The sequence below is a fragment of the Nitrospinota bacterium genome (assembly GCA_027619975.1).
Lineage (GTDB): Bacteria > Nitrospinota > Nitrospinia > Nitrospinales > VA-1 > JADFGI01.
In genome coordinates, this window is sequence record JAQCGX010000003.1 from 59,643 (window position 1) to 82,520 (window position 22,878).

13 protein-coding genes are annotated in these 22,878 nt (G+C 43.3%); 7 read left to right on the forward strand and 6 right to left on the reverse strand.

All coding sequences use genetic code 11. From position 1 onward, the window contains the following. The first annotated feature begins 8 nt into the window (after positions 1-8). From O3C58_01705 to trmFO, 5 genes are all read left to right on the forward strand, one after another. Positions 9-815, forward strand: a complete 807-nt coding sequence (locus O3C58_01705) for a site-2 protease family protein (GenBank protein MDA0690579.1) — start codon at positions 9-11, stop codon at positions 813-815. 424 nt (positions 816-1,239) lie between these two features. Continuing rightward, positions 1,240-2,127: a TolC family protein gene (locus tag O3C58_01710; protein MDA0690580.1), complete on the forward strand. Its 888-nt coding sequence runs from the start codon at positions 1,240-1,242 to the stop codon at positions 2,125-2,127. A 64-nt stretch (positions 2,128-2,191) separates the two neighbouring features. Then, on the forward strand, positions 2,192-3,286 hold the full coding sequence (gene dprA / locus O3C58_01715) for a DNA-processing protein DprA (GenBank protein ID MDA0690581.1): 1,095 nt from the start codon (positions 2,192-2,194) through the stop codon (positions 3,284-3,286). Positions 3,287-3,307: 21 nt separating this feature from the next. Further along, positions 3,308-5,572: a type I DNA topoisomerase gene (gene topA, locus O3C58_01720; protein ID MDA0690582.1), complete on the forward strand. Its 2,265-nt coding sequence runs from the start codon at positions 3,308-3,310 to the stop codon at positions 5,570-5,572. Positions 5,573-5,583: 11 nt separating this feature from the next. Beyond that, on the forward strand, positions 5,584-6,915 hold the full coding sequence (trmFO, locus tag O3C58_01725; protein MDA0690583.1) for a methylenetetrahydrofolate--tRNA-(uracil(54)-C(5))-methyltransferase (FADH(2)-oxidizing) TrmFO: 1,332 nt from the start codon (positions 5,584-5,586) through the stop codon (positions 6,913-6,915). 24 nt (positions 6,916-6,939) lie between these two features. On the opposite strand, the gene O3C58_01730 is transcribed toward trmFO, so the two are convergent. The 5 genes from O3C58_01730 to O3C58_01750 form a co-directional block, all read right to left on the reverse strand. Continuing rightward, positions 6,940-9,804 carry an ATPase, T2SS/T4P/T4SS family gene (locus O3C58_01730; GenBank protein ID MDA0690584.1) on the reverse strand — a complete coding sequence of 955 codons (2,865 nt, stop codon included), beginning with the start codon at positions 9,802-9,804 and terminating at the stop codon, positions 6,940-6,942. A 1,165-nt stretch (positions 9,805-10,969) separates the two neighbouring features. After that, positions 10,970-14,068 carry a GspE/PulE family protein gene (locus tag O3C58_01735; protein ID MDA0690585.1) on the reverse strand — a complete coding sequence of 1,033 codons (3,099 nt, stop codon included), beginning with the start codon at positions 14,066-14,068 and terminating at the stop codon, positions 10,970-10,972. 276 nt (positions 14,069-14,344) lie between these two features. Beyond that, positions 14,345-16,234: a DNA gyrase subunit B gene (locus O3C58_01740; GenBank protein MDA0690586.1), complete on the reverse strand. Its 1,890-nt coding sequence runs from the start codon at positions 16,232-16,234 to the stop codon at positions 14,345-14,347. 11 nt (positions 16,235-16,245) lie between these two features. After that, positions 16,246-18,564, reverse strand: a complete 2,319-nt coding sequence (parC, locus tag O3C58_01745) for a DNA topoisomerase IV subunit A (GenBank protein MDA0690587.1) — start codon at positions 18,562-18,564, stop codon at positions 16,246-16,248. Between the two features lie 601 nt (positions 18,565-19,165). After that, positions 19,166-20,179 carry a hypothetical protein gene (locus tag O3C58_01750; protein ID MDA0690588.1) on the reverse strand — a complete coding sequence of 338 codons (1,014 nt, stop codon included), beginning with the start codon at positions 20,177-20,179 and terminating at the stop codon, positions 19,166-19,168. 762 nt (positions 20,180-20,941) lie between these two features. On the opposite strand from O3C58_01750, the gene apbC reads away from it, so the two are divergent. After that, positions 20,942-22,036, forward strand: a complete 1,095-nt coding sequence (gene apbC / locus O3C58_01755; GenBank protein ID MDA0690589.1) for an iron-sulfur cluster carrier protein ApbC — start codon at positions 20,942-20,944, stop codon at positions 22,034-22,036. Between the two features lie 3 nt (positions 22,037-22,039). Further along, on the forward strand, positions 22,040-22,399 hold the full coding sequence (locus O3C58_01760; GenBank protein MDA0690590.1) for a DUF971 domain-containing protein: 360 nt from the start codon (positions 22,040-22,042) through the stop codon (positions 22,397-22,399). 197 nt (positions 22,400-22,596) lie between these two features. On the opposite strand, the gene O3C58_01765 is transcribed toward O3C58_01760, so the two are convergent. After that, entirely contained in the window at positions 22,597-22,848 is a 252-nt protein-coding gene (locus O3C58_01765; GenBank protein MDA0690591.1) for a hypothetical protein, read from the reverse strand. Positions 22,849-22,878: the final 30 nt, after the last annotated feature.

Genomic DNA, 22,878 nt, shown 5'->3' on the forward strand with positions numbered 1-22,878 from the left:
AAAAACCATTGTCGGCTTCATCTCCAAGCACCAAAAACTGGATCATCTTTTTTCTGCTTCTGACAGGAACTCTTTTCACTACCTATCTGGCAGGTGGGTTTCTATTTTCAATTTTTCTTATTCTCATCCTGGGAACGCATGAATTTGGTCATTATTGGGCCAGCAGAAAAAATGATGTCAAAGCGACACTTCCTTTTTTCATTCCCGCACCGCCCATGTTTATTGCCGGGACTTTTGGAGCGTTTATTCAAATAAAAGAACTGATTCCGAACCGGCGGGTGTTGATGGAAATAGGAGCCGCTGGCCCTATTGCCGGATTCATCGTTGCGGTTCCGACGTTGATCCTGGGGCTTTTTCTCTCCGAGACCACACAAGCGGAAACCATTCACGGATTAACCTTCGGAAGTTCAATTCTTCTTATTGTTCTTTCCAAGATGATACTGGGAGTGACGCCGCTTTCGACGGAAATCAATATCCACTTCCATCCCATTGCCTTTGCCGGTTGGATCGGACTTCTTGTCACTGCCTTGAATCTATTGCCGATAGGTCAACTTGATGGCGGTCACATCCTTTACTCACTGTCCAACAGAAGGTATGGGGTGCTCTCCAAAGCATTTTTTGCTTTGCTGTTTCCTCTGGGGTACTTTTGGCCGGGATGGTTGTTTTGGGCCGTGATGATCCTTCTGATGGGATTCAAACCCGCACCTCTGATCAATGATTCCGTAATTCCCGACAGGAAACACCGAATCATAGGTTATATTTCCATAATTATTTTCCTCCTGACCTTTATCCCTGTTCCTTTTTCCGTGATTTAGAGTGATAAGTACAATAAAACAAATAGTTATGTTGTTTTAGGGGCAAAATTTGCTCAATTTTGGTTCCCCCAGCAGGGGTATTTTCCCGCTCACATAACCTACTGTTTTATAAGGTTATATGGGGCTCTCCGGTGAAGGCGTTGTTTTGGGTTTTTATGCAAGTTATTGTAAATAAAAGGGTTGAAAATTTACAACCACCCAAAACCCGCCTGAGTTTTCCTATAATTGTATTGACAGGGTATGGGTCATATGATAAATTTTTCTTATCCCTAAGGGGTGCTGAACTTCTGTCCAAAAATATTTGGGCATTTCCTTTAAGAGAACGATCTTGGTTGCCATCAAGGTTTCTTTGGGGGTTCAGCGCCCCTTTCTTTTTAGTTTCCCAAAAAATTACTTCCTCTAAAAGTTCACTAAAGGTCGTCTTTTGTTTTGTTCCCTCAAAGTAATCCGTTTAGAAGGATCAAAGTTTAAGATTGAAGCCGCCGGTCGAAAACTGGTTTCTCTTTTCAAACTTGGATTTTCCGCATTACTCCTGATTGTTTTTACAGTCAACGCCTCTGAAGCGGGAGGGGGGGTATTCACTATTCCACCTCTTGATAAAATTATTCCTCTGGCGCTTGAAATAGAAAAGAGCGGGCCTCGGTCGAAAAGTGAAATTATATACCTTGTCAAAGAACACTATTACCAGATTCAATATAAGACCAACCAGTTGGGTGTCGCCGAGGAAGTGAAGAAACGCTTTGGGACGGCCATCGAAAAGGCCGAGGAAAGGTACGACAAAGGGGAAGGGGAGGTTACGCAATCCGACATTACCAAGCTCAAGCTGGGGCTTTCCGGGGCATTAAATGACATCATCGAACTGGAGGATGAGATCCTTATCAATAAACTGGCTTTAGCGGGGTTGACGGGTTTGGATTTTACCAATAAAAGTGAGTTGGAAGAAGATACCATCCAGCCGGTTCAATTTCCCAAACAGGATTTTGGGAAAGTTTTTGGGGAAAAATACAGTTTTGCTTTGTTTCACCTCAAAAAGGCCTTGCTAAAAGTTGAGGAAAACCGCAGTAAGATGAATCTTGCCCAAGGCAGTCGAAAAATAACTCGCGCTCTATTGATCACCGAAGTGGCTAATTATGATTTTGGCATTGGCAATTCAGGAGACCTGTTTCAAGCGCTCGTAATTTATACCCGTGTGCTTAGCGGTTATTATGAAGCCGTATACAACTTTAATATTTCAGTGGCAGGTTTGAAACGTGAAATCGGTAAAAAAAATGATCCAGCATTCCTTGGAGGAGGAAAAATATCCTCCCAATGAGTGGAAAAGCAAGCTGTTTTGAATAAACTCAACATCATCTTCACTTCCCCCTAACTGATTTCTCATGGACCCCAAAAAATATTGGGTAGCTTTAAACATGGTGGTGGGGGTTGGTAAAACCCTGTTTCACCGTCTTGTGAATTCTCTGGGGTCTCCTGAAGAAGTTTTCCGCTCTTCCAGGAAAGGTTTGTTGCAGGTCGAAGGCATCGGGGAAAAGGTTGCCGCTGAGATTCTAAAATTTGATATTGAAAAGCATGTAGAACGGGAATGGCATTTTGTAGACAAATTGGGGCTGAAGGTTGTCACCTCGGAGTGCCCGGATTATCCCCGTTTGCTTAAAGAAATTTATGACCCGCCACCTATTCTGTATTTTAAAGGAAAAAGTCTCGATCAATTTCAGGTCCCGCTTGCTGTCGTAGGAACACGAGCCCCTACGAATTATGGAAAAATTGTGACCGAGGCCCTTTGCGAATCCCTGGTTTCCATGGGAGTATGCATTGTGAGCGGGTTTGCGCGCGGCATCGATACTTGCGCGCATAAAAAAACCTTGCAATCCGGAGGGGAGACCCTCGCGGTATTTGGTTGCGGTTTGTCTCATACATACCCGCCTGAAAACCTGTATTTGCGGGATAAGATCATTGAGCAGGGAGCCATCATCTCCGAATTTCCGGTCACCATGAGGCCGGAGAGAAATAATTTCCCGGCGCGTAACCGGGTCATCAGTGGCCTTTCTTATGGAACGCTGGTCATTGAGGCAGGAGAAAAAAGCGGAGCGTTGATCACCGCTCAGTTTGCGCTGGAGCAGGGACGGGAAGTCTTTGCGGTTCCCGGAAACATCAATTCACCCAAAAGCCGGGAGACCAACCGCTTGATCAAAGCCGGGGCAATACTTGTGGATGGCCCCGAGTCTATTGCGGAAGAACTGTCAAACTCAGTTCGGAATTATCTCCAGCCGATTCAACTAAAAGCTTCTGATACAACGGATTTGACGATCATTGAGCGGCAGATCATTTCCGTTTTGACGAATGAAGAAAAGCATATTGACCTTATAATTGAAAACAGTCGATTGTCACCGGCGGAAGTTTCAGCTACACTGGTTCAGCTGGAATTGAGAGGTTTGGTGCGGCAATTGGAAGGTAAATTGTTTGTTGTTGTCTGAAAATTGAAGGGGCGAAATGTTATGGCAAAATCTTTATTGATTGTAGAGTCACCCACTAAGGTAAATACCTTGAAGAAAATTGTGGGGAAGGACTTTGTCATCAAGGCATCCGTAGGTCACTTGAAGGATCTGCCGAAGAAGAAACTGGGCGTCGATGTCGATAATGATTTTGCTCCTGAATACATCACCATTCGCGGAAAAGGGAAGATTCTCAGCGAACTCAAGGCCGCGGCTAAAAAAGCAGATCATATTTACCTGGCTCCCGACCCCGACCGGGAAGGGGAAGCCATTGCCTACCATATTGGTAACGAAGTGGCCAAATTCACCAAGGGAAAAATTTACCGGGTTTCTTTCAATGAAATCACCAAAAAAGCTGTAAAGTTTGCCCTGGATAACCCTACAGAACTCAATATCAACAGGGTAAATGCACAACAGGCAAGACGCATCCTGGACCGGCTGGTGGGCTACAAAATCAGCCCAATTCTCTGGAAAAAAATTCATCGCGGACTCAGTGCGGGCCGAGTGCAATCCGTTGCCCTCAGGCTGGTGGTTGATCGGGAACGGGAAATTCAAGCCTTTAACCCTGTGGAATACTGGTCGATCACTCTGGATGTGGAAGGGAAAATCCCTCCGCCGTTTGAATCCAAGCTATTTAAAATCAATGATGAAAAAGCGGAAGTAAACAACCAGGAAGAGGCGGATAAAGTTGTTAAAGCCGTGGAGGGAAAAGAACTGGTCCTGGAAAGCATCACCAAAAAGGAAAGAAAGCGCAATCCGACAGCGCCCTTTATCACCAGCACCCTGCAGCAGGAAGCTTCACGGAAACTGAATTTCTCCCCCAAAAAAACCATGATGCTGGCGCAACGGTTGTACGAAGGGCTGGCGCTGGGATCAAAAGGTACGGTGGGTTTGATCACCTACATGCGAACCGATTCGGTCCGTCTTTCTGATGACGCCTTGGAGGCGGTACGCGCATTTATTCCCGAACGCTACGGTAAGGAATATCTTCCGGCTTCCCCCAACGTATATAAAAGCAAAAAATCCGCGCAGGAAGCCCATGAAGCTATTCGCCCGTCTGATGTGACGATAGATCCCCAGTCGATCCAGGAATATCTTGAAAAGGATCTTTTCAACCTTTATCAATTGATCTGGTCGCGTTTTGTTTCCTGTCAGATGGTTCCGGCATTGCTTGATACCACGCAATTTGATATCCGCACCGGCGACTATTTATTCCGCAGTAACGGGTCGATCTTGAAATTTGCAGGATTCATGAAAGTTTATGTAGAAGCGACCGAAGACAAGTTGGATGCAGATTCTGATAAATCCAAAAGTGACAGTGACCGTCTTTTGCCTGAGCTTGATAAGGGGGACATTTTAAAATTATTAAAAATTTCTCCCGATCAGCATTTCACGCAACCGCCTCCCCGTTTCACAGAAGCTCTGCTGGTAAAGGAACTCGAAGAACAGGGCATCGGTCGACCCAGTACCTATGCGGCGATCATAAGCGTTATTAAGGACCGCGATTATATCCGCACCGAGGAGCGCAGACTGTCTCCGACTGAATTAGGATTTTTAGTTTCGGACGCCCTGGTGGAAAATTTTCCGGATATCATGAATTCTGAATTCACCGCCAAGATGGAAGGCCAACTGGATGCAATTGAAGAAGGAAAAATGGAATGGGTGCAGGCGCTAAAAGATTTCTATAAGCCGTTTGCGATCGATCTTGAGGAAGCAGAAAAGAAAATGAAGGACTTGAAAAGTCAGGTAGAGGAAACCGACGAAGTCTGTGAGAAATGCGGCGAGCCGATGATCATCAAATGGGGCCGTTTTGGGAAATTCATGGCTTGTACTGGTTATCCCGAGTGTAAAAGTACAAAGAACTTAGGTGCGGATGGTACGGCTTCGGCAGAAGTTGAGGAAGTGGAGGGCAAATGCGATAAATGTGAATCTCCGCTGATGATGAAAATGGGTCGTTTTGGGAAATTTATTGCCTGCACGAATTATCCGGAATGCAAGTTTACGAAACCAGTAAGCCTCGGCATTTCCTGCCCCGAGGAGGGTTGTGAAGGAGAAATCTCTCCTCGAAGAACCAAAAAGGGCAGAACCTTTTATGGTTGCAGTAAATACCCGGATTGTACATTCACTTCCTGGGAAAAACCTGTCGCAGAAACCTGCCCGGCCCCGGACTGCAAGCAACCCTACCTGGTGGAAAAATTTAAAAAAGAAGAAGGCCTCTCCATCGTTTGCCCTCAGTGCGGTTTCAAAAAAGCCCATGTGGCGGCTTAAAGACCTTTAAAATGAAATCCTATTTGACAGTGGTAGGTGGTGGGTTGGCCGGTTCGGAAGCGGCATGGCAGGCGGCGGAAAGGGGGGTGTCAGTCGTTTTATACGAAATGCGTTCCCACACACGCACCCCGGTTCATAAAACCGATCAATGTGCGGAACTGGTATGCAGTAATTCCCTGGGTAGCAATCTGCCTCCTTCAGCTCCCTTTCTTCTCAAAGAAGAACTGAGAAAATTCAACTCTCTCGTTATTGGCACCGCTGACCGGCATTCGGTTCCCGCCGGCGGCGCCCTTGCCGTAGACCGGGATTTGTTTTCCCAGGAGATCACCCAACGGCTGGAATCTCATCCCAACATAACTATTAAACGGGATGAAGTGACAGAGATCCCTGACGAAGGTCCTGTCATCATCGCCACCGGTCCTTTGACCTCTCCTAAGCTTTCCGAAGACATCAAAAGAATCATAGGGCAGAAATATCTTTATTTTTATGACGCTTTATCGCCTATCGTCGATGCCAATTCGATTGATTACGATAAGGCTTTTTTTGCATCCCGTTATGGCAAGGGAGATGACGATTACTTGAATTGTCCGTTGAACGCAGAACAATATCACCGGCTGGTGGATGAGTTAAATAAAGCCGAGAAAGTTCCTTTTGCCAGTTTTGAAAAACCGATTTATTTTGAGGGATGCCTGCCTGTCGAGGAGTTAGCGTCCCGTGGTCTTAAGACCTTGGCGTTTGGCCCACTCAAACCTGTGGGGTTGCCGGATCCAAAAACGGGAAAAATTGCTCATGCCGTCGTGCAGTTGCGCCGAGAGAATAAAGAGGGGACGGCTTTCAACCTGGTTGGGTTCCAGACAAAAATGACCTATCCTGAGCAGAAGCGAATATTGAAAATGATTCCGGGGCTTGAAAATGCGGAAATTTTCAGGTACGGAGCGATTCATAGAAATACCTATATCAACGCTCCTGATTTGCTAACGAAGGAGTTGGATCTGCACTTCCGACCTGGTGTTTATTTTGCCGGTCAGATTACCGGAGTGGAAGGGTATGTGGAGTCATCAACTCTGGGACTGCTGGCCGGATTAAGTGCGGTCAAGAGAATTTCCGGGGAAAAATTTGTTCCTCCGCCAATCGATACGGCGATGGGAGCCCTGCACAATTACGTCACCACAAAACGGCCACAAAATTACCAGCCGATGAACATTAATTTTGGGCTTTTTCTCGTCAAAGAGATGGGAATTCGTAATAAAAAGGAAAGAAATCAGAAAATATTCGAAAACGCCTTGAACAGCCTAAGTCACTGGATGGACCCAGTAACTGAAAAAGTGGATTCGGCTGTTTAAAAAACCTCTTCAGCGATTGGTACTCTAAAACCTTCCTGGGAGGAAAGCTTCCTGGATTTTTTTGAAATCGCAATCTCCATTCATGATCTTGTAAATTCCATCCTGATTCAAGCTGATCATGCCATCCTTTAATGCCTGATTATGAATTTCTTCCATGGGAGCGTTCTCTGAAATGAGCCGGTTTAATTCGGGCGTTCGCTCCAAAACTTCCTGAAGGGCAATCTGACCTGAATATCCTGTGAAAATGCATTGTTTGCATCCGACCGCTTTTTTCAGGGTCAAGTTATCGTTGTACTGGAACCCCAGTTCGGAAAAGTTTTTATCGCCATAAAATTTTCCCAGCATATCATATTCGTCTTGAGAGGGATGGTAATCCTCCTTGCAGTGGTTGCATAAACTGGGAACAAGTTTTTGTGCCATGATCAAAACAATGGCATCGGCAAATAGGACTGCATCGATGTTCATTTCTCTCATCTTGCGGATAGCATCCATGGTGGACTTGGCTTTCAGGGAAGTGAAAATCAGACGTTGTTGTGCGGCTTGAGTACAGAGTTTCAAGGTCGCATCGTTATCGATTTCTCCGATCATAATTATATCCGGATTTCCCAATAAGAAAGTTTCCAGAGCCAACTCATAATCAAGACCATTTTCTTCATTCATCTGCAATTGTCGTAAACCATTCTGTACGATGTCCACCGGGTTTTCAGCAGTCACAATTTTTTTATCGGAAGTGTTCAAATGATTCAGAAGGGCATGTAGAGACGTGGTTTTTCCTGTTCCTTCGGCTCCCGCAATAAGGATCATTCCTTTTGTCGCATGGATGCGGGACATTATTTTATCCAGATTCGGATCGGAAAATTCCATATCTGTCATGGACATAAAACCGGGGATCGCTTTTCCTATCGGGGAAACCCGAATCATTGCATCTTCAAGATCGCCAATGGTGGGAAATATGACGACATTGAGTTCATATCTATTAGGACCCAGTGACCATACAAATTTTCCATTTTGAGGAAGTTTGTTAACGGCAGGGTCCAGGTGGGCCAGCGCTTTAATGTGGCTTAGAATTTCTTTTTGGCAATTTGCGGGAATTTCTTCGAAAACCCGGCATGCGCCTTCTTTTCGAAGCCTTACCAGGAGATTTTTACCGTTCATCCCAGGTTCAATATGGATGTCGGTGACCCTCTGCTTGATAGCGATGGAGATAATTTCATCAAAAAATTGACCGGTAGAATCTGCAGTTGCATTTTGTTCTTCTGCATCGACGGTCTCGTATTCTTCAGCTATTGTCAGTTCCAATTTATTGTCTCCCGGTAAAACTTGCGTTTCAACGGATTCAGATACTTCCTCCGCCTCATCATAAGAACTAATATATTTTTTAATGTCCATTTTTAGGCCCACTCTGATATCGATATTTTTATGAGGGAAAATTTCTTTTATTTCTTTAATTGCATCCTGATCGGATGGGTCGTTGAGCAATACCACCACTCCGGAGTCATCAGCTTTTAGCGGAACCCACAATTGACTCTGCAGGGTTTTATGGTCTATATAAAAACCCTCCAGATTAGGCGGAACGATAGATTCATCGTAACCGGTGTAGGGGAAGTCGTAATAACTTTCCAGAGATTTACCTACATCATGTGAACGTAAGTACAGGTCTTTAATAAGTAACGTTTCAACATCCGATTGGGTATCGTTGGCTTTACTGACTACTTGGCCTAATTCTTCTTCGGTCAGGAATTCATTGTCGATCAGGTAGTTGAATTTTGTGGATTCTGCTTCAATATAAATTTTCAGCCTCTGAAATGCCTGAGCCAGGGGTTCTGAAATGTTTAAAGCGTTTTGTTCATCCTTTGTCTCAAAAACATTTCTAGTATTTTTGTTCACTAATTGCAATACACCCATGAGTTTATTAGCTTGCCGCAAGGGAATTGCTAAGATAGATTTGGTTTTAAAACCTGAATTTAATTCCCAGGACCCGTCGAATTGTAGATTCTGATGATGCAGATTCAATTCATTGACATCGCTAACATCCACTATGTTGAGCAATTGATTATTGGCTACTGCAAATCCAGCAATGTTTGAGTGATCAATGGGAAGATGAATTTCCTGTTTATATGGGTTCCAATTCAATTTGGAAAAAACTTCGCTCTTTTTTCGATCCACTGCAAAAAACACAACCGCTTCAGTATCAAACACTTCAATTAATAGTTGTTTAAGGTCAGAATATATTGCGTTAGGATTTTTTACGTTGTTGATAGCTTCGAAGAGTTCATTGAGCCTATTTTCCTGATTGATAAACTCCTGAGGAGACGCGCCGTTTTTATTTTCTCGCTCCCCAATATTTATTAAAGCCAGACCGATGACCAATGAAATTGCTTTGGCTTTAATAAAATCCGTTTCAGGAAAAGGTTTTCCGCCATTCTTATTGATAATTTCCATCACTCCAACCAGCTTGTTTTTATGGGGCAGTGGGATCAACATTGCCGAGTGGGTCTTAAAATTCAGCTGTTCATCAATGAAACTATCATTTTTTAAATTTTTATGTAATCGCTCCAGTTCTTCCTTGGAGTGGACGTCATGGATATTGAGGGGTTTGCCGGTAGCGGCCACATAACCAATAAGATTGTTCTCAGAAATGTCTACGTAGATTTTATTACTTTCCCCAGAAGGTGATTTTTGAATGGAAAGCTTTCTCTTGGAATGATCGTAGGTAAAAAGGGCCGTGGCCTCACAATTAAATATGTTCTTAAGGTTTTCGGTCAATGAATCCAGTGAGGTGTTGGTGATGTCAATATTTCTAACCTGAGACGCAAATGAATCGAACTCCCCCTTGCTATTGGGCTTGCCATTCTCTATTACTGGGGCGTTAATGTGGCTTGAAGTCATAGGGGTGCGGTATCGGTACACCTAACAATTCAATGGTAAAGAATTTTAATAGGAACGCTTATCGATTTCGGACTGATTAATTGAATAAATGACAGTTATCTATAAAATGTAATACCATATATTTGAATTTTTTTGGGAATTAAAAATGTGGAAGGGGCAATAAAAAATATTGAAATTCCGGAAGCCCAATATTTTTAGGTGATTAGACCATACAAACAGAAAGTACCTGTCTCAAGTCGCAATAACCATTCAAAACATTTTGGATGCCATTTTGTTTGAGGGTTTTCATTCCCTCTTCAATGGCTTTTTTTCTGATATCCTCCTCCTCTTTATGGTTGGAGTTGCCTCCAGAATTTCGTGGATGCCAATCCGGTCTGCATAGCGGTTTTGATTACAGACCCAGCACATCCCATCGGTTTTTTAATTTGAAAGCAGAGTTGTATTCAACTCTAAGCCTACCAAATAATTCCTCCCCATATTCGCTCACAAGAATATTGTTTTCTACCCTTAAGGTATCAGAATAATTCAACGGGTTCAGTCCCATGTCCAATAATAGGCGAGTGATGGTTTCCGCAGGCAGAGTTTGTGGGGAGAGTACTGAAATTCAGATGACCGGTTAAAGAAGCTTCAAGACTAGGAAGGCTGCTTCCTCATCGCGTATTTCCCCTGCAACAATTATTGTGTATTTCCAATACTTCAATAAGGTTCTGATTGAAATGAATTGGAACAACAGTCGTCGATCGAAATTCTTTTTTAATAATTAATCCCAGATGGATCATGAGCCAATTGAGGATGGTGCTTAGCCAGTTCAAGCGGACCTTTAACAATTTTGGTGTTTATTGATTTGTCAGTGACTGCTATAAGCCCGACTAAGTTTTTGATGGAAATCTCGAGGCGGGGACCCGCACTAATATTTTGGTGAGGAGTTGAATACAATTGATTGTTGGGTTTGCCCAGAGCAAAGAGTGTAAATTGCATCACAACTAAAATATAATTTTAAAACCTAAATCATTTTAGGGAGGGACTCCTTATATTTTACGTTGAGTCCTGACCTGCCGAATGATGTTCTCAATTGTTTCTTCATTGTCTTTTTTAAATGATACGTTTTGTAAGTCTTCTAGCATTTTTCCACCGGGGTGAATCATAATAGATGGCGTTTAATTTTTTAAAATGCGGAAACAGTTAAAACTTGTTTCAAATCGCAATGGCCCTGAAAAACCTTTTGTATCCCATCCTGTTTCAGGGTCGTCATTCCTTCCTGTTTTGCCAAATCCCTGAGCTCAGTCACGAAGGCTTTGTGCATGATTTTACTCTTCATTTCCGGAGTTCCCTTAAGCACCTCGTGCAAAGCCATTCGCCCTGAATAACCCGATTCCATACATTTTTGACAGCCAACGGGTTTTTTTAATTGCAGTTCTTTGGTGTATTTAATATCCAGCTTTTTAAAATCCTCTTCGCCATATTCCTGCACCAGTATTTCGAATTCACTCTTGTCAGGGTGGTAATCCTCCTTGCATTCCTTGCAAAGCGTTTTGACAAGTCTCTGCGCGACGATCAATAAAATTGCGTCGGCAAAATTGAGCGCATTCATGCCCATATCGATGAGGCGGGTGATTGTTTCAGGGGCTGAGTTGGTGTGTAGGGTGCTGAAAACCAGATGTCCTGTCAGAGACGCTTCCAATGCAATGGCCGCGGTTTCCGAGTCTCGCATTTCACCAACCATGATCACATCCGGGTCTCCGCGGAGAAAAGACCGCATTGCTCTGGCAAAATTCAAACCAATTTTGTCTAGCATCTGTACTTGTCGCAAACCTTCCTGAGTGATTTCAACAGGATCTTCAGCCGTCCAGATTTTTCTTTCCGAAGTATTTATGTGTCCCAGACAGGAGTGCAGAGTGGTTGTCTTTCCCGAACCAGTGGGGCCAACCACCAATATAAGGCCATAAGGCATGGCAATTTTTTCTTTGATCCAGTTCAGGTTTCCAGTGCTGAAACTCATCTCCTCCAAGGGAATTGGTTTGCTGGAGGCAAGGATTCGCATAACAGCGTCTTCATTTCCCCCAACGGTGGGACAAGTCGCGACGCGAAACTCAATTTCTTTTCTTCCATACTTCATTTTTATTTTTCCGTCCTGGGGCATCCTCTTTTCAGCGATGTCCAGCCGGGCCATAATTTTCAGACGGGAAATTATTGCCTGCTTATAAAGATAGGGTATTTGTTGGTAGATACGGCAGGTACCGTCCTTTCTAAAACGAACCTTGACATCTTTTTTACCCACTCCAGGCTCCACATGGATATCGGAAATTCCCTGGTCATAAGCATCAGTCATAATTTTATTAACGAGGCGCACAATAGTGCTGTCTGTTTCACTGATGGCATTTACAGCATCATCATCTGAAGACCCGTAATCAGCTGAGGAATCTGATTGCTCGTCCACCAGAGCGTTTAAAAGGGTGGATAACTCTTCTTTGTTGTTTTCTTCGCTTTCCTCTTCAAGCGGGCTTTCTCCTGAGATTCCGGTATTTAGAAAGTCTCGGATATCGGCTTTCAATCCGACATGAAAACTAATATTTTTCTTTGGAAGAATCATTCTTATATTGTTGACCTTGTCCTGATCTGTAGGGTCATCGATAAGAATGGTAATATTGGAGGGCGAGTTTTGAATGGGTACCCAGTCGTGTTTGGCGAGATAATTTTTATTTAATCCGGCAAAGACATTGGGATGTAAAACGACTGAGTCGCTATAACCTGAATAGGGGATCTCATAATAAAGTTCCAGAGATTTCCCTATATCCTTTCGCTTTAACTTCAATTCTCCCAATAAAACATCTTCAATATTTAACTTGTTCTCACGTGCTTTCAATATGGCTTCATTTAACTCTTCCTGGGAAACGATCCCATTCTCCACGAGGTATCCGAATTTACTTTTCTTCTTTTGGGAAGTATTTTGTTGATTGTTAAAAGCCAGGGCCAGATGGTCTGCAATGATCAGGATGTTTTTTTGATCAAACTTAGTGAAACTTTCTCCATATTTCTTGTTGATGAGCTGTAAGACTCCCATGGTCTTGTCATTGTGGACTAAAGGGTAGACAAGCATGGATTTTGTTTTGAGGCCGGATTTTTTATCCCACGAACTGTCAAAGGTGATTTCCGGATTGTATTTTTTCAGGTCTTCCTGATTATAAACATCAGCAATATTTATGGGTCTTTTTTCCAGTGCCACCCAACCGGCAATGCTTTTTGATGAGATGGGAACCCGGATTTCTTTGATTATGTTATCCGATTTAAATTTAGAAAAAATTTCATTTTTTTCCGAATCGATCGCGTAAATGGTTATCATCTCGGCATCAAAAAGGTCCATAATGGTTTCCTTGAGGCCCAGAAGAATGTCATTTGAATTTTTCGCGGAATGGATTGCATGCGCGGTCGCCTTGAATTTTGCTTCCACTTCTTCGATTTCCAACTTGACCATTGCATGGCCCAGCGTGGTTGCCAGTTCTTTTGCCTGCCGCAAGTCTCCTTCACTAAACCGATCTTCCCCTGTCTTATTCAGAACCTGCAGGACACCCACTACTCTTTTCTCATAAGGTAAGGCCACCACCAGCGCGGAACTGGTTTTGATGTGAGTCAAATTGTCCCAGGTCTTGTTGTGTATCAGGTTAGGATCATATTGCTTGAGTTCATCGGAGGAATAAACATCCACAATATTGAGTGATTTTCCAGTTGCGGCACAAAACCCAGCCAGGCTTTTGGGTGAGATATCCAGACGAAAATCCATCTCCCCGGGATTTTGGTAGTTGCACGCGTAAAGCTGTCTCTTTCCCCTGTCAAGGGAGTAGATTGATACTGCTTCGCTTTTAAAAATATTTTTTAGGTCCTCGGTCAGAGAAAAGAGGAGGTCTTTGGTGCTTACAGCTGAAAGGATCTTGTTGATCAGAGGTTTGATTTGATCCGAAGCTCTTCGGCCCTCTCTTCTTTCTTGCTGAGGGGCCGGCTCTGAGATTCCATTTTTGTCTGGACGTACTGTTGCCTTCTCGTTCTTTTCTTCGAAAGTAGTTTCCCTTTGCTCCTGGGTTGTTCCCGTTTCGATAAGAACTTCTAACTCTGCGTTGATTAAAGAAATATCGGCATTTTCAGATAAACTCGTCCCGTTAGTTACCGTCTGATCCTCGAAATCGTGGGGAAAAGAGTCTTCGCTTGAGGCAGAGCCGTACCTTGGGTCCCTTGGTTTTGCAGACCGCATGAGTTTAGAGAAAAATGCCATATTTCAGCAGTTAGGAATATGAGAGTAAATTTGATTGATTGATTTCCTATTTTACAATCATACCCCTGCTATTACAAGCCGAAATAATAATTTACCAGTATAAATGTTATTGATTTTATTATGTTTATAAGATATTTGTTTATATATAATAACTATCTATGTAAATAAATGTAATTGCTGGAAAAATGAAGGGAATGGTGGGTTCGCTGGGCAAAAGGTGGGAAAAATCAGACTTTTTCGCTTAACTGTTTTATCTGGAGGAATGAGGGAAGCGGATCAAATATCGAGGTCTTTGACGAAGATAGCCTTCTCCTTAATGAATTTGAAACGAGGTTCCGGGTCTTTGCCCATGAGTTGATCGAAAGTTTTATTAGTCTCCTCCGGGTCTCCGATTTGCACACGGATCATGGAACGGCTTTTTTTGTTCATGGTGGTTTCTTTTAAATCGGATGCGGGCATCTCGCCCAAACCTTTAAAACGGCCAATTTCGTAGGCAGACCCGTTTAATTTTTCTATGATGTCATCTTTTTCTTTTTCATCGATGGCATAAAATAATTTTTTCCCGGCATCTATTCGGAACAGAGGGGGTTGGGCTATGAAGAGATGGCCCTTTTGTATAAGCTCAGGCATATAGCGATAGAAAAATGTCAGTAACAGGGTGCAAATGTGGGCGCCATCGACATCAGCGTCAGTCATGATGATTACTTTCCCGTAACGCAGCTTGCTGTACTCAAACCTGGGTTTGATACCCGCTCCAATGGCGGAGATGATATTTTGAATTTCATTATTTGCCAGTGCCTTGGCCGTGGTAGCGGTTTCGACGTTTATAATTTTCCCCCGGATCGGCAAAATAGCCTGGGTTTTACGATCCCTTGCCTGTTTGCTGGACCCGCCGGCAGAATCTCCTTCACATATAAAAAGTTCAGCATGCTCTTTATCGACCGTTGAGCAATCTGAAAGTTTTCCAGGCAGGTTGAGTCGGTGCGATACGAGCGTCTTGCGCTGAACCGCTTCTTTGGCCTGCCTTGAAGCGATGCGGGCCTGGGCCGAAAGCACAACCCGGCTGGCGATTAAATCCCCTATGGTTTGGTTGTTGTGCAGTTGGTGCTCGAGAGAATGTTTGACGACAGACTCCACCTGCGACGTGATATCGGAGTTTAATCGGCCCTTTGTTTGCCCTTGAAACTCCACATCTCCCTGCAGGTAGACATTGACTATAGCTACGAGTCCTTCTTTGACATCGTCACTGGTGACATTGGTGACGCCTTTTGGCAGTAAGTTTCTGCGTTCAATATACGTCCTGAGCGCCTTGGTGATGCCGTTACGGAAGCCGGTTTCATGAGTACCCCCATCCACCGTTTTGATGGAATTGGCGTAGGACAAGAGGGTTGTTTCGGTACTTGAAGTCCAAAGAAATGCGGTTTCCACTTTCATATTCGAATCTTCTTTCTCGATATAAAAGGGATCTTCCATGAGAGTTGGAAGTTTGCTCACAATATTCTGGATATAGTCCTTGATTCCCTGAGGGTATTCAAACGTATGTTTGTTGTTATTTTCCTGGACAATTATCTTGAGGCCTTTATTTAAAAAAGCCTTGGACTCCGCCTGCTCCAGAATTAATTTTGGATTGAATTCAATTTTTTTAAAAATTGTTTTATCAGGCTTGAAATAGATTGTGGTGCCATAATTGCGGACGGGTTTGCCTTTTTGTAGCTTCGAGGTCGGTTTTCCGCATGAATAAGTTTGCGTCCATTCAAACCCGTCTCGACGCGATGATGCTTTCAAGGTTTCCGACAGGGCGCAGACCACAGCCATGCCGACGCCGTGAAGACCGCCGGAGACTTTGTAATTGTCCTGGCTGAATTTCCCCCCGGAATGCAGGGTGGTAAATAAAACCTCCATTGCGCTTCGCTTGGTTTTGCGAAACATATCCACTGGAATGCCACGCCCGTTATCACTGACCGTGACACCGTGATCCTTGTCGAGAGTGATTTCAATCATGTCGCAGTGCCCGTTCAAAGCCTCATCCACGCAGTTATCCAGAATTTCCCAGAGCAGGTGATGCAGTCCCGTTGAAGAGGTGGACCCTATATACATTCCCGGACGCCGTCGTACCGGCTCCAGGCCTTCAAGAATTTGTATGTCGTCCGCGCTGTATGTTGCCATGTTCCCTTAATCTAAAGAATGTTGATGATTTTAACTCGCCTGGCAATGATCACTCCCTGACTGCCACGTTTGTAGACAGGAACGCTGTTGACTCCTATTTCCTTTTCATTGCCGCTTTCAAAAATAAGGGTGACTTTATCTTTTTTGTTCACAACTTTAAAACCGGCCAATTGACCGTCTTGAATTTTAATTAACTTAACGCCCATACCCGATCCAGTGAGTTTGGGAACATGATCGGTGAGAATGACCAGTCCCTTTCCATCAGTTGTGGCCATGAAAACATGATCCCCTTGAACCAGAGAAACAGCCGCCATGCGATCGGTTTTCTTCAAACTCATGATCTTTCTTCCCGCTTTGGTTGTTTCTGTCAGGTTTGATGCGGGGAACCGAAACGCATATCCGGCTTCACTCATGACCATGAACTCCAGGCTCTCCATTATGGAGTCTTCACTTGAATCACTATCGGAAAAATTGAGCGAAGTTTGTGGGGTTTTCAGTTTTTCCCTGGACTTCTTTTTTACCTGACCCTCTTCAAATTTTACCAACAGATCCTGAGGATTCAAGGCCATCATTTTCAGTACCCGCTCGCCGTCGCTAAATTTGAACAGGTTTTGAATGGGTTCGCCAAAACCGGTGCGGGTATGCGGTAAGTTGTATATTTTTTGAACGTAAACCGTTCCAAATGAAGTGAAAAAAGCGACCAGCTCTTTTGTATTCGATTTCAGGATTTCTTGAAGCTCATCGTTTTCCTTGAACTTCAAGGAACTCGGATCATTAATTGTCTTTAATTTTCTCAACCATCCATTTTTACTGATCACTAAAGAAACATCTTCATGCTGAATAAAATCCTCAGCGTTGTATTCGACACTTTCAATTTGCTTGATGGTCGTTTTTCGTTTATCACCATATTTTTCGGTGATCTCCTGCAATTCCTCTTTGACTAAGGCCCATATCTTTTTTGCCGAACTTAAAATGCCCTCAATGCGCTTTTTCTCTTTCAACTTCTCCTGTTGCTCGGCGATTATTTTGTCGATTTCCATTGAAACCAGCCGGTAAAGAGGAATTTCGAGAATAGCGTGGGTCTGCTCATCATCCAGTTGAAAGGCGTTTGAAATTTTTTCGTGCGCTTCTTTGCGTGATTTAGAAGAACGGATCAATTGCAGGGCTTTATCGAGGTTGTTAAAGATAATGGCAAAAGCCGCAAGCAGATGCAGGCGCTTGTCAATCAGAGCCAGTTCATACTTCAGCCTTCTGGTAACCACCTCTTTGCGAAAATCCAGAAAGAACTGGCAGATTTCCAGGAGGGACAACCGGCCCGGTTCTCCGTTGGGCTTTAAACAGGTGAAATTGAGCTGAAAATTGGATTCCATATCGCTATGCTTGAAAACATAGCTCATGACCTTATCCGCGTCCGAATTGGCTTTCATTTCCAGAACAACACGAATTTTTTCGTCACTTTCGTCCCGGATGTCAATGAGAGGCGGCAGTTTCTTGCCGATGATGATTTCGGCAATTTTTTCGATCATTTTGGATTTGTTGACGCCATAGGGAATGGACGTGAGGATAATTTGCTGTCTTCCTCTGGGAAGGTCTTCCAGCCTCCACTCTCCCCGTATTTTTACAGCACCCGAACCAGTTTCGTAAGCCTTGCGAATTTCTTCTTTGGAAGTAAGGATGATAGCGCCTGTCGGAAAGTCCGGCCCTTTGATATGTTTCATCAACTGAGTAACTGTACTTTTCGGGTTATCTATGAGATCGATGAGGGCGTTGTTCACCTCGCGCAGGTTGTGACTGGGAAACGAGCAGGCCATGCCTACTGCTATTCCTGAAGATCCGTTTATTAATAGATTGGGTATCCGGGAAGGAAGAACCACCGGCTCTTTTAGCGTATTGTCATAGTTTTGCTTGAAGTCTACCGTCTCTTTTTTGAGATCCTGCAATAAATAAGTTGTTATCGATTGCAGTCTCCCCTCTGTATATCTGTAGGCCGCAGGCGGGTCTCCATCCAGGGAGCCAAAATTTCCTTTTCCATCTACGAGTGGATAACGCAGGGAAAAATCCTGGGCCATACGGACCATGGATTCATAAGTCGAGGCGTCACCGTGTGGATGATATTTACCTAACACTTCCCCAATAATTTTTGCGGATTTGACGTATTTTGCCGCCTCATTCACCCCCATAGCACTCATGGCATATAGAATTCTTCTGTGAATGGGTTTTAAACCATCGCGAACATCGGGAAGAGAACGAGAAACGATGGTGGATAAGGCATAAGTGAGAAACCGGTCTTCCAGTTCCACTTGAATATCAGAAATGTTTTCCTTCGCCATGATTTTTAGGTGATGTTAATTTTTGTTTGATGAGAGAAAATTGAAAAAGCCAAAGCGAGTAAACCAGCACTATGGTTATTTTTCGGGAATGAACGATTGTAAAAATTCAGTTTGAGATATAAAAGGGGGGCTAGGGTATCGTTGATGTAACGTTTAAAGATAAATAATGGGTCGACTGTAAACTTGTCGAGAAGCTGTAGCTTAAGTTTCTGTTGTTTTAGGAATTATCTCGTTCTATTTAGTTATTCGGAAGAAAGTTTCCTTAACCTTATTTAAATTACATAGTATCAAAATAAATCTGAAAATATAAATTTTAATTTGTATTTACTTTTCTCGGATCGTTCGAGAGCCATCAACTGCGATTGTTGTATCGGAGAAATTAATAGTATGGAAGGCATCACTGTAAGGGAGTGACTTCTCAGGTAAAATTTCACAAATCCTTTGTTCTTCAAATTCATTTTCTGAAAGGGTTAATATTTCAAAAAAAATAACTGACCCCCGTATCGCTTCAAACCATTTTGGGCAGGGCGGATAATTTTACCGTTCTTTAAGAAGATATTCCCAGCCATGCGTGATCCGCGGATATCCGTTTTAACAGGGTTTAGCGTATGTGCTTTCCATTCTCCCCACAAACTATCGGAATGATAAATGAATAAATTGTTTTCTTTATTACAGGGCTCAACCCGGGTTGTGAAGAGCCACCATTTATTTTTATAAAAGTGAATAACCGTATCCGCAGCTGGAAAGTCATCGAACAGAACTTTTTTTTCTCCCAAGTCCTTGAAAAGTCGGTACACTGATATAGAACAATCTGATTAGATTGAGACTGCTCAGGAATCATATACAATTCATTATCATGTTCTAAGATAAATGGAAAAGAAAGATGAAAGTCTGTTTCCAAAACCGGATAGGGTTTAGAAAAATTGTAATTTTTATCCATCTCTACGACAGCGATATGGCCGCGTTTATTTTTATAGATATAATCCTCAACAAACAAATAAACCTTACCGTTTCTGATAAGAATAAAAGGATCGGCAACAAAACGTGATTCATCGGGTGCAAACCAGTGTACATTTTCTAAATGTTTCTTATTCATATCAAGGTCATTTCCCGGTATGACCCCGATATTCCATTGCTCTCGTTTGCTGTTTTTGAGAACACGCTTCTTGAAGAAGCGAAAAAACATTTTTCCAATGAAAATAAACATTTGCCAGTTTTTAGGCCCTCTATAGAGCTTTTTATTATAGGGCTTTGTACTTTCGGAGTAGTGGGCGAAAAAAAGTTCCTTCGTAAAATTTTGCAAGGCCACGAAATTTAGGGTTTCCATTAACAACATGACCCCGGATTCTTGCAGAGAATACCTGTTTCTTAAGGGAGAGGTGAAATCCGTTCTCCGATTGATTTTATTTAATATCATGCCTCCATCAAGTTTTTCACTCAAGACCTGCAGGGTGACTCCGGAAAGAGGATTGTTTTCATAAAGTTCCCAGAAACCCGCCGGTCCCCCTCTATATTCATCATTGTCCCCGTGATGATAGCTCCAAACTCCGAAACGGGCGATATTCAGAATTTCACCCTTTATAATTTTAAATCCGAATCTCAGGATGACATCCAATTGAAATTTCTGAATTTCTTTAACGTCTTTCGGATCGAACCGATGTATAAACTTTTTGCCAATGGGGATAACGGGCAAGCAGGCAATGTCGTCCAGTTTTTGTGAAATGTTGCAGTCCTTCAGAGTTTCGAGATAACTGGCGATCCTCTTTCGTTCCCAAGCCAAATAGCGGTGATAGAGAAATTTATTTTCAATCACCTTCTGCCATAATGTGCGTTTTTGAGATGATTGATCTCCATTATTCAGAATGACTAGTTTTAATTCAATATTGGGATTATCCGAAATCTTGTCTATGATGGTGTTTACCCAAAATGGAACATCATAACTATCCAGCATGATTCCTAGTTTAAGAGTCATTTATTCGCTCATTCATTTGATTTATTAAGCTTTTGGACATAATATTTGAAAAGAAGCACCCATTGGCCACAAAATCCAACACATATAAAAGAAACTCCTAAGTATCTGTAAGCTCGCACATAAAGCTTTTGTAATCAATAAGTAAAAGTTAATTAGATTTAAATTTTTCAAAAATACAAAAACTTATAGACAGATTTATATAAAAATGTAAAAAATAATCATTATTTAAGTGTAGTTTTTGAAGGAACATCTTAGGCAAAAGTTTCAGAATTTAAACCTTTTTAGCTATTTGACCATCTTATTGGACAAAAGACCAGTTGCAACAAACGGGTCAAGACGGTGAGTAGGTATTTTACTAGAATCGAATCCAGTTCTTTACTGGTTAAATTTATCGGGAGTTAACTGATGTCAGATCAAGCGTTGCAGGAAAAAGTTATTGAGGCATTAAAGACCGTGAAAGATCCGGACCTTCATAAAGATATTGTGAGTCTGGGGTTTGTGAAAAATATGAAGGTGGAGAATGGCAACGTCAGCTATGACGTTGAGCTGACCACCCCGGCCTGTCCTGTAAAAGAACAATTGAAAGCCGAATGTGAAACCAAAACCCAGGCTATTGAAGGGGTTGCCAAAGTGGATGTCAATATGACCGCCGTGGTGCGTTCTTCACAGCATAACCAGCCGATTCTGACCGGGGTAAAAAACATCATCGCGGTCGCCAGCGGCAAAGGTGGTGTGGGTAAGTCAACCGTTGCCACCAATCTTGCGATCGCCTTGAAATTATCAGGCGCCAGTGTCGGGTTGATGGATGCGGATATTTACGGACCCAGTATTCCGCAAATGCTGGGCATTCCCATCACGTCTCCGAAAACTGGAGCGGATAATAAATTTTTCCCCCATGAGAAATACGGCATTAAAGTGGTGTCTGCCGCTTTTTTGACCAAGCAGGGCCAACCTTTGATGTTGCGGGGACCCATGCTGGGCGGCATTATCCAGCAGTTTCTACAGAATGTCGAATGGGGAGAATTGGATTACCTGGTGATCGACCTGCCTCCTGGAACCGGGGATGTGCAATTGACCCTGACCCAGAAAGCACCCATTTCAGGAGCCGTTGTGGTCACCACACCGCAGGAAGTCAGTTTGATCGATGCGGATAAGGGCGTGAAGATGTTTCAGCAGGTAAAAGTTCCTTTGCTCGGCATCGTGGAAAATATGAGCTACTTTATCTGTGACGGGTGTGATAAAAAGCATCATATTTTTAGAAGCGGCGGCGGGAAGACGTTGGCTGAAACTTTTAAAATTCCATTTTTAGAAGAAATCCCCATCATCACGGAAGTGGCTGAAGGCGGAGATTCTGGAGTTCCAATCATAATGAGCAACCCGGAGTCTCCGGCAAGTATTGCTTATAAGCAACTGGCAGGCAAAGTGGCGGCGCAATTGAGTATCCAGCAGGCGAAGGAAGACAAGCCTGAAGCCACTTTTGAAATGGCCTGGAAGGAATAAACGATGACTGAAACTGCCAAAGTGGACTCAAACCATCCCTCACCAAAAAAAATTTCGCAGATCGATCCCACCACGTTGGGGATTGTCTGGACCGACGGTCATGAGTCCGTTTATTCCGTCAAAATGTTGCGGGAAAAATGCCCGTGTGCAAATTGTATCGATGAATGGACCGGCGAGAAAAGGATCAAGCCAGGGATGATTCCTGACACCATTCGTCCCAAGGGTCTCAAATCCGTGGGCTTATATGCAGTCCAGTTTACCTGGAACGATGGACACGATACAGGGTTGTATCCGCATGAATTGCTGAGAAAGCTGTGCGAATGTGCGGCTTGCAAAAAGGCCCGAACCGCTGGCCAGGGTTGAGAAACTTCGCAAAACTTTTGTTTTCCCGAGGAATAGCTTATTACAGATTTATCCCAGCCACGAGGACGAGGATGATTCTTTTCCGGAAAAGGAAAAGGGCCGTTCAACCATAAAATTCCCTGACCAGGAGCTTGCCCAGGATTTGCCTCCAGATGCCGATTTCAAGCAGTTTCTTGACCGAAATCTGTTTCTCCTGTTCATTTCAATACTCCAAACGACTCGATCGAACTGATCTGAACGTACCAGTCCTTGGGAAGGTTTTGCGCGTCCTTCCACTTTTTAGTGCCCAGTGGCCCCGTTTCGAAAACGATGGCCGGGTCGGTTAAAATGACATAGGAATTGTTCACACCGGTGAGTTTCCCCGTATAGATATAATTGACACAAAAAAGAGTGACCCGCTTTCCGACCAACGTCCTCAACCCGCCACCAATTTCCATGTCCATATCCATTTGGTTCTCCTTTTATCAGGTGCCTTCAAT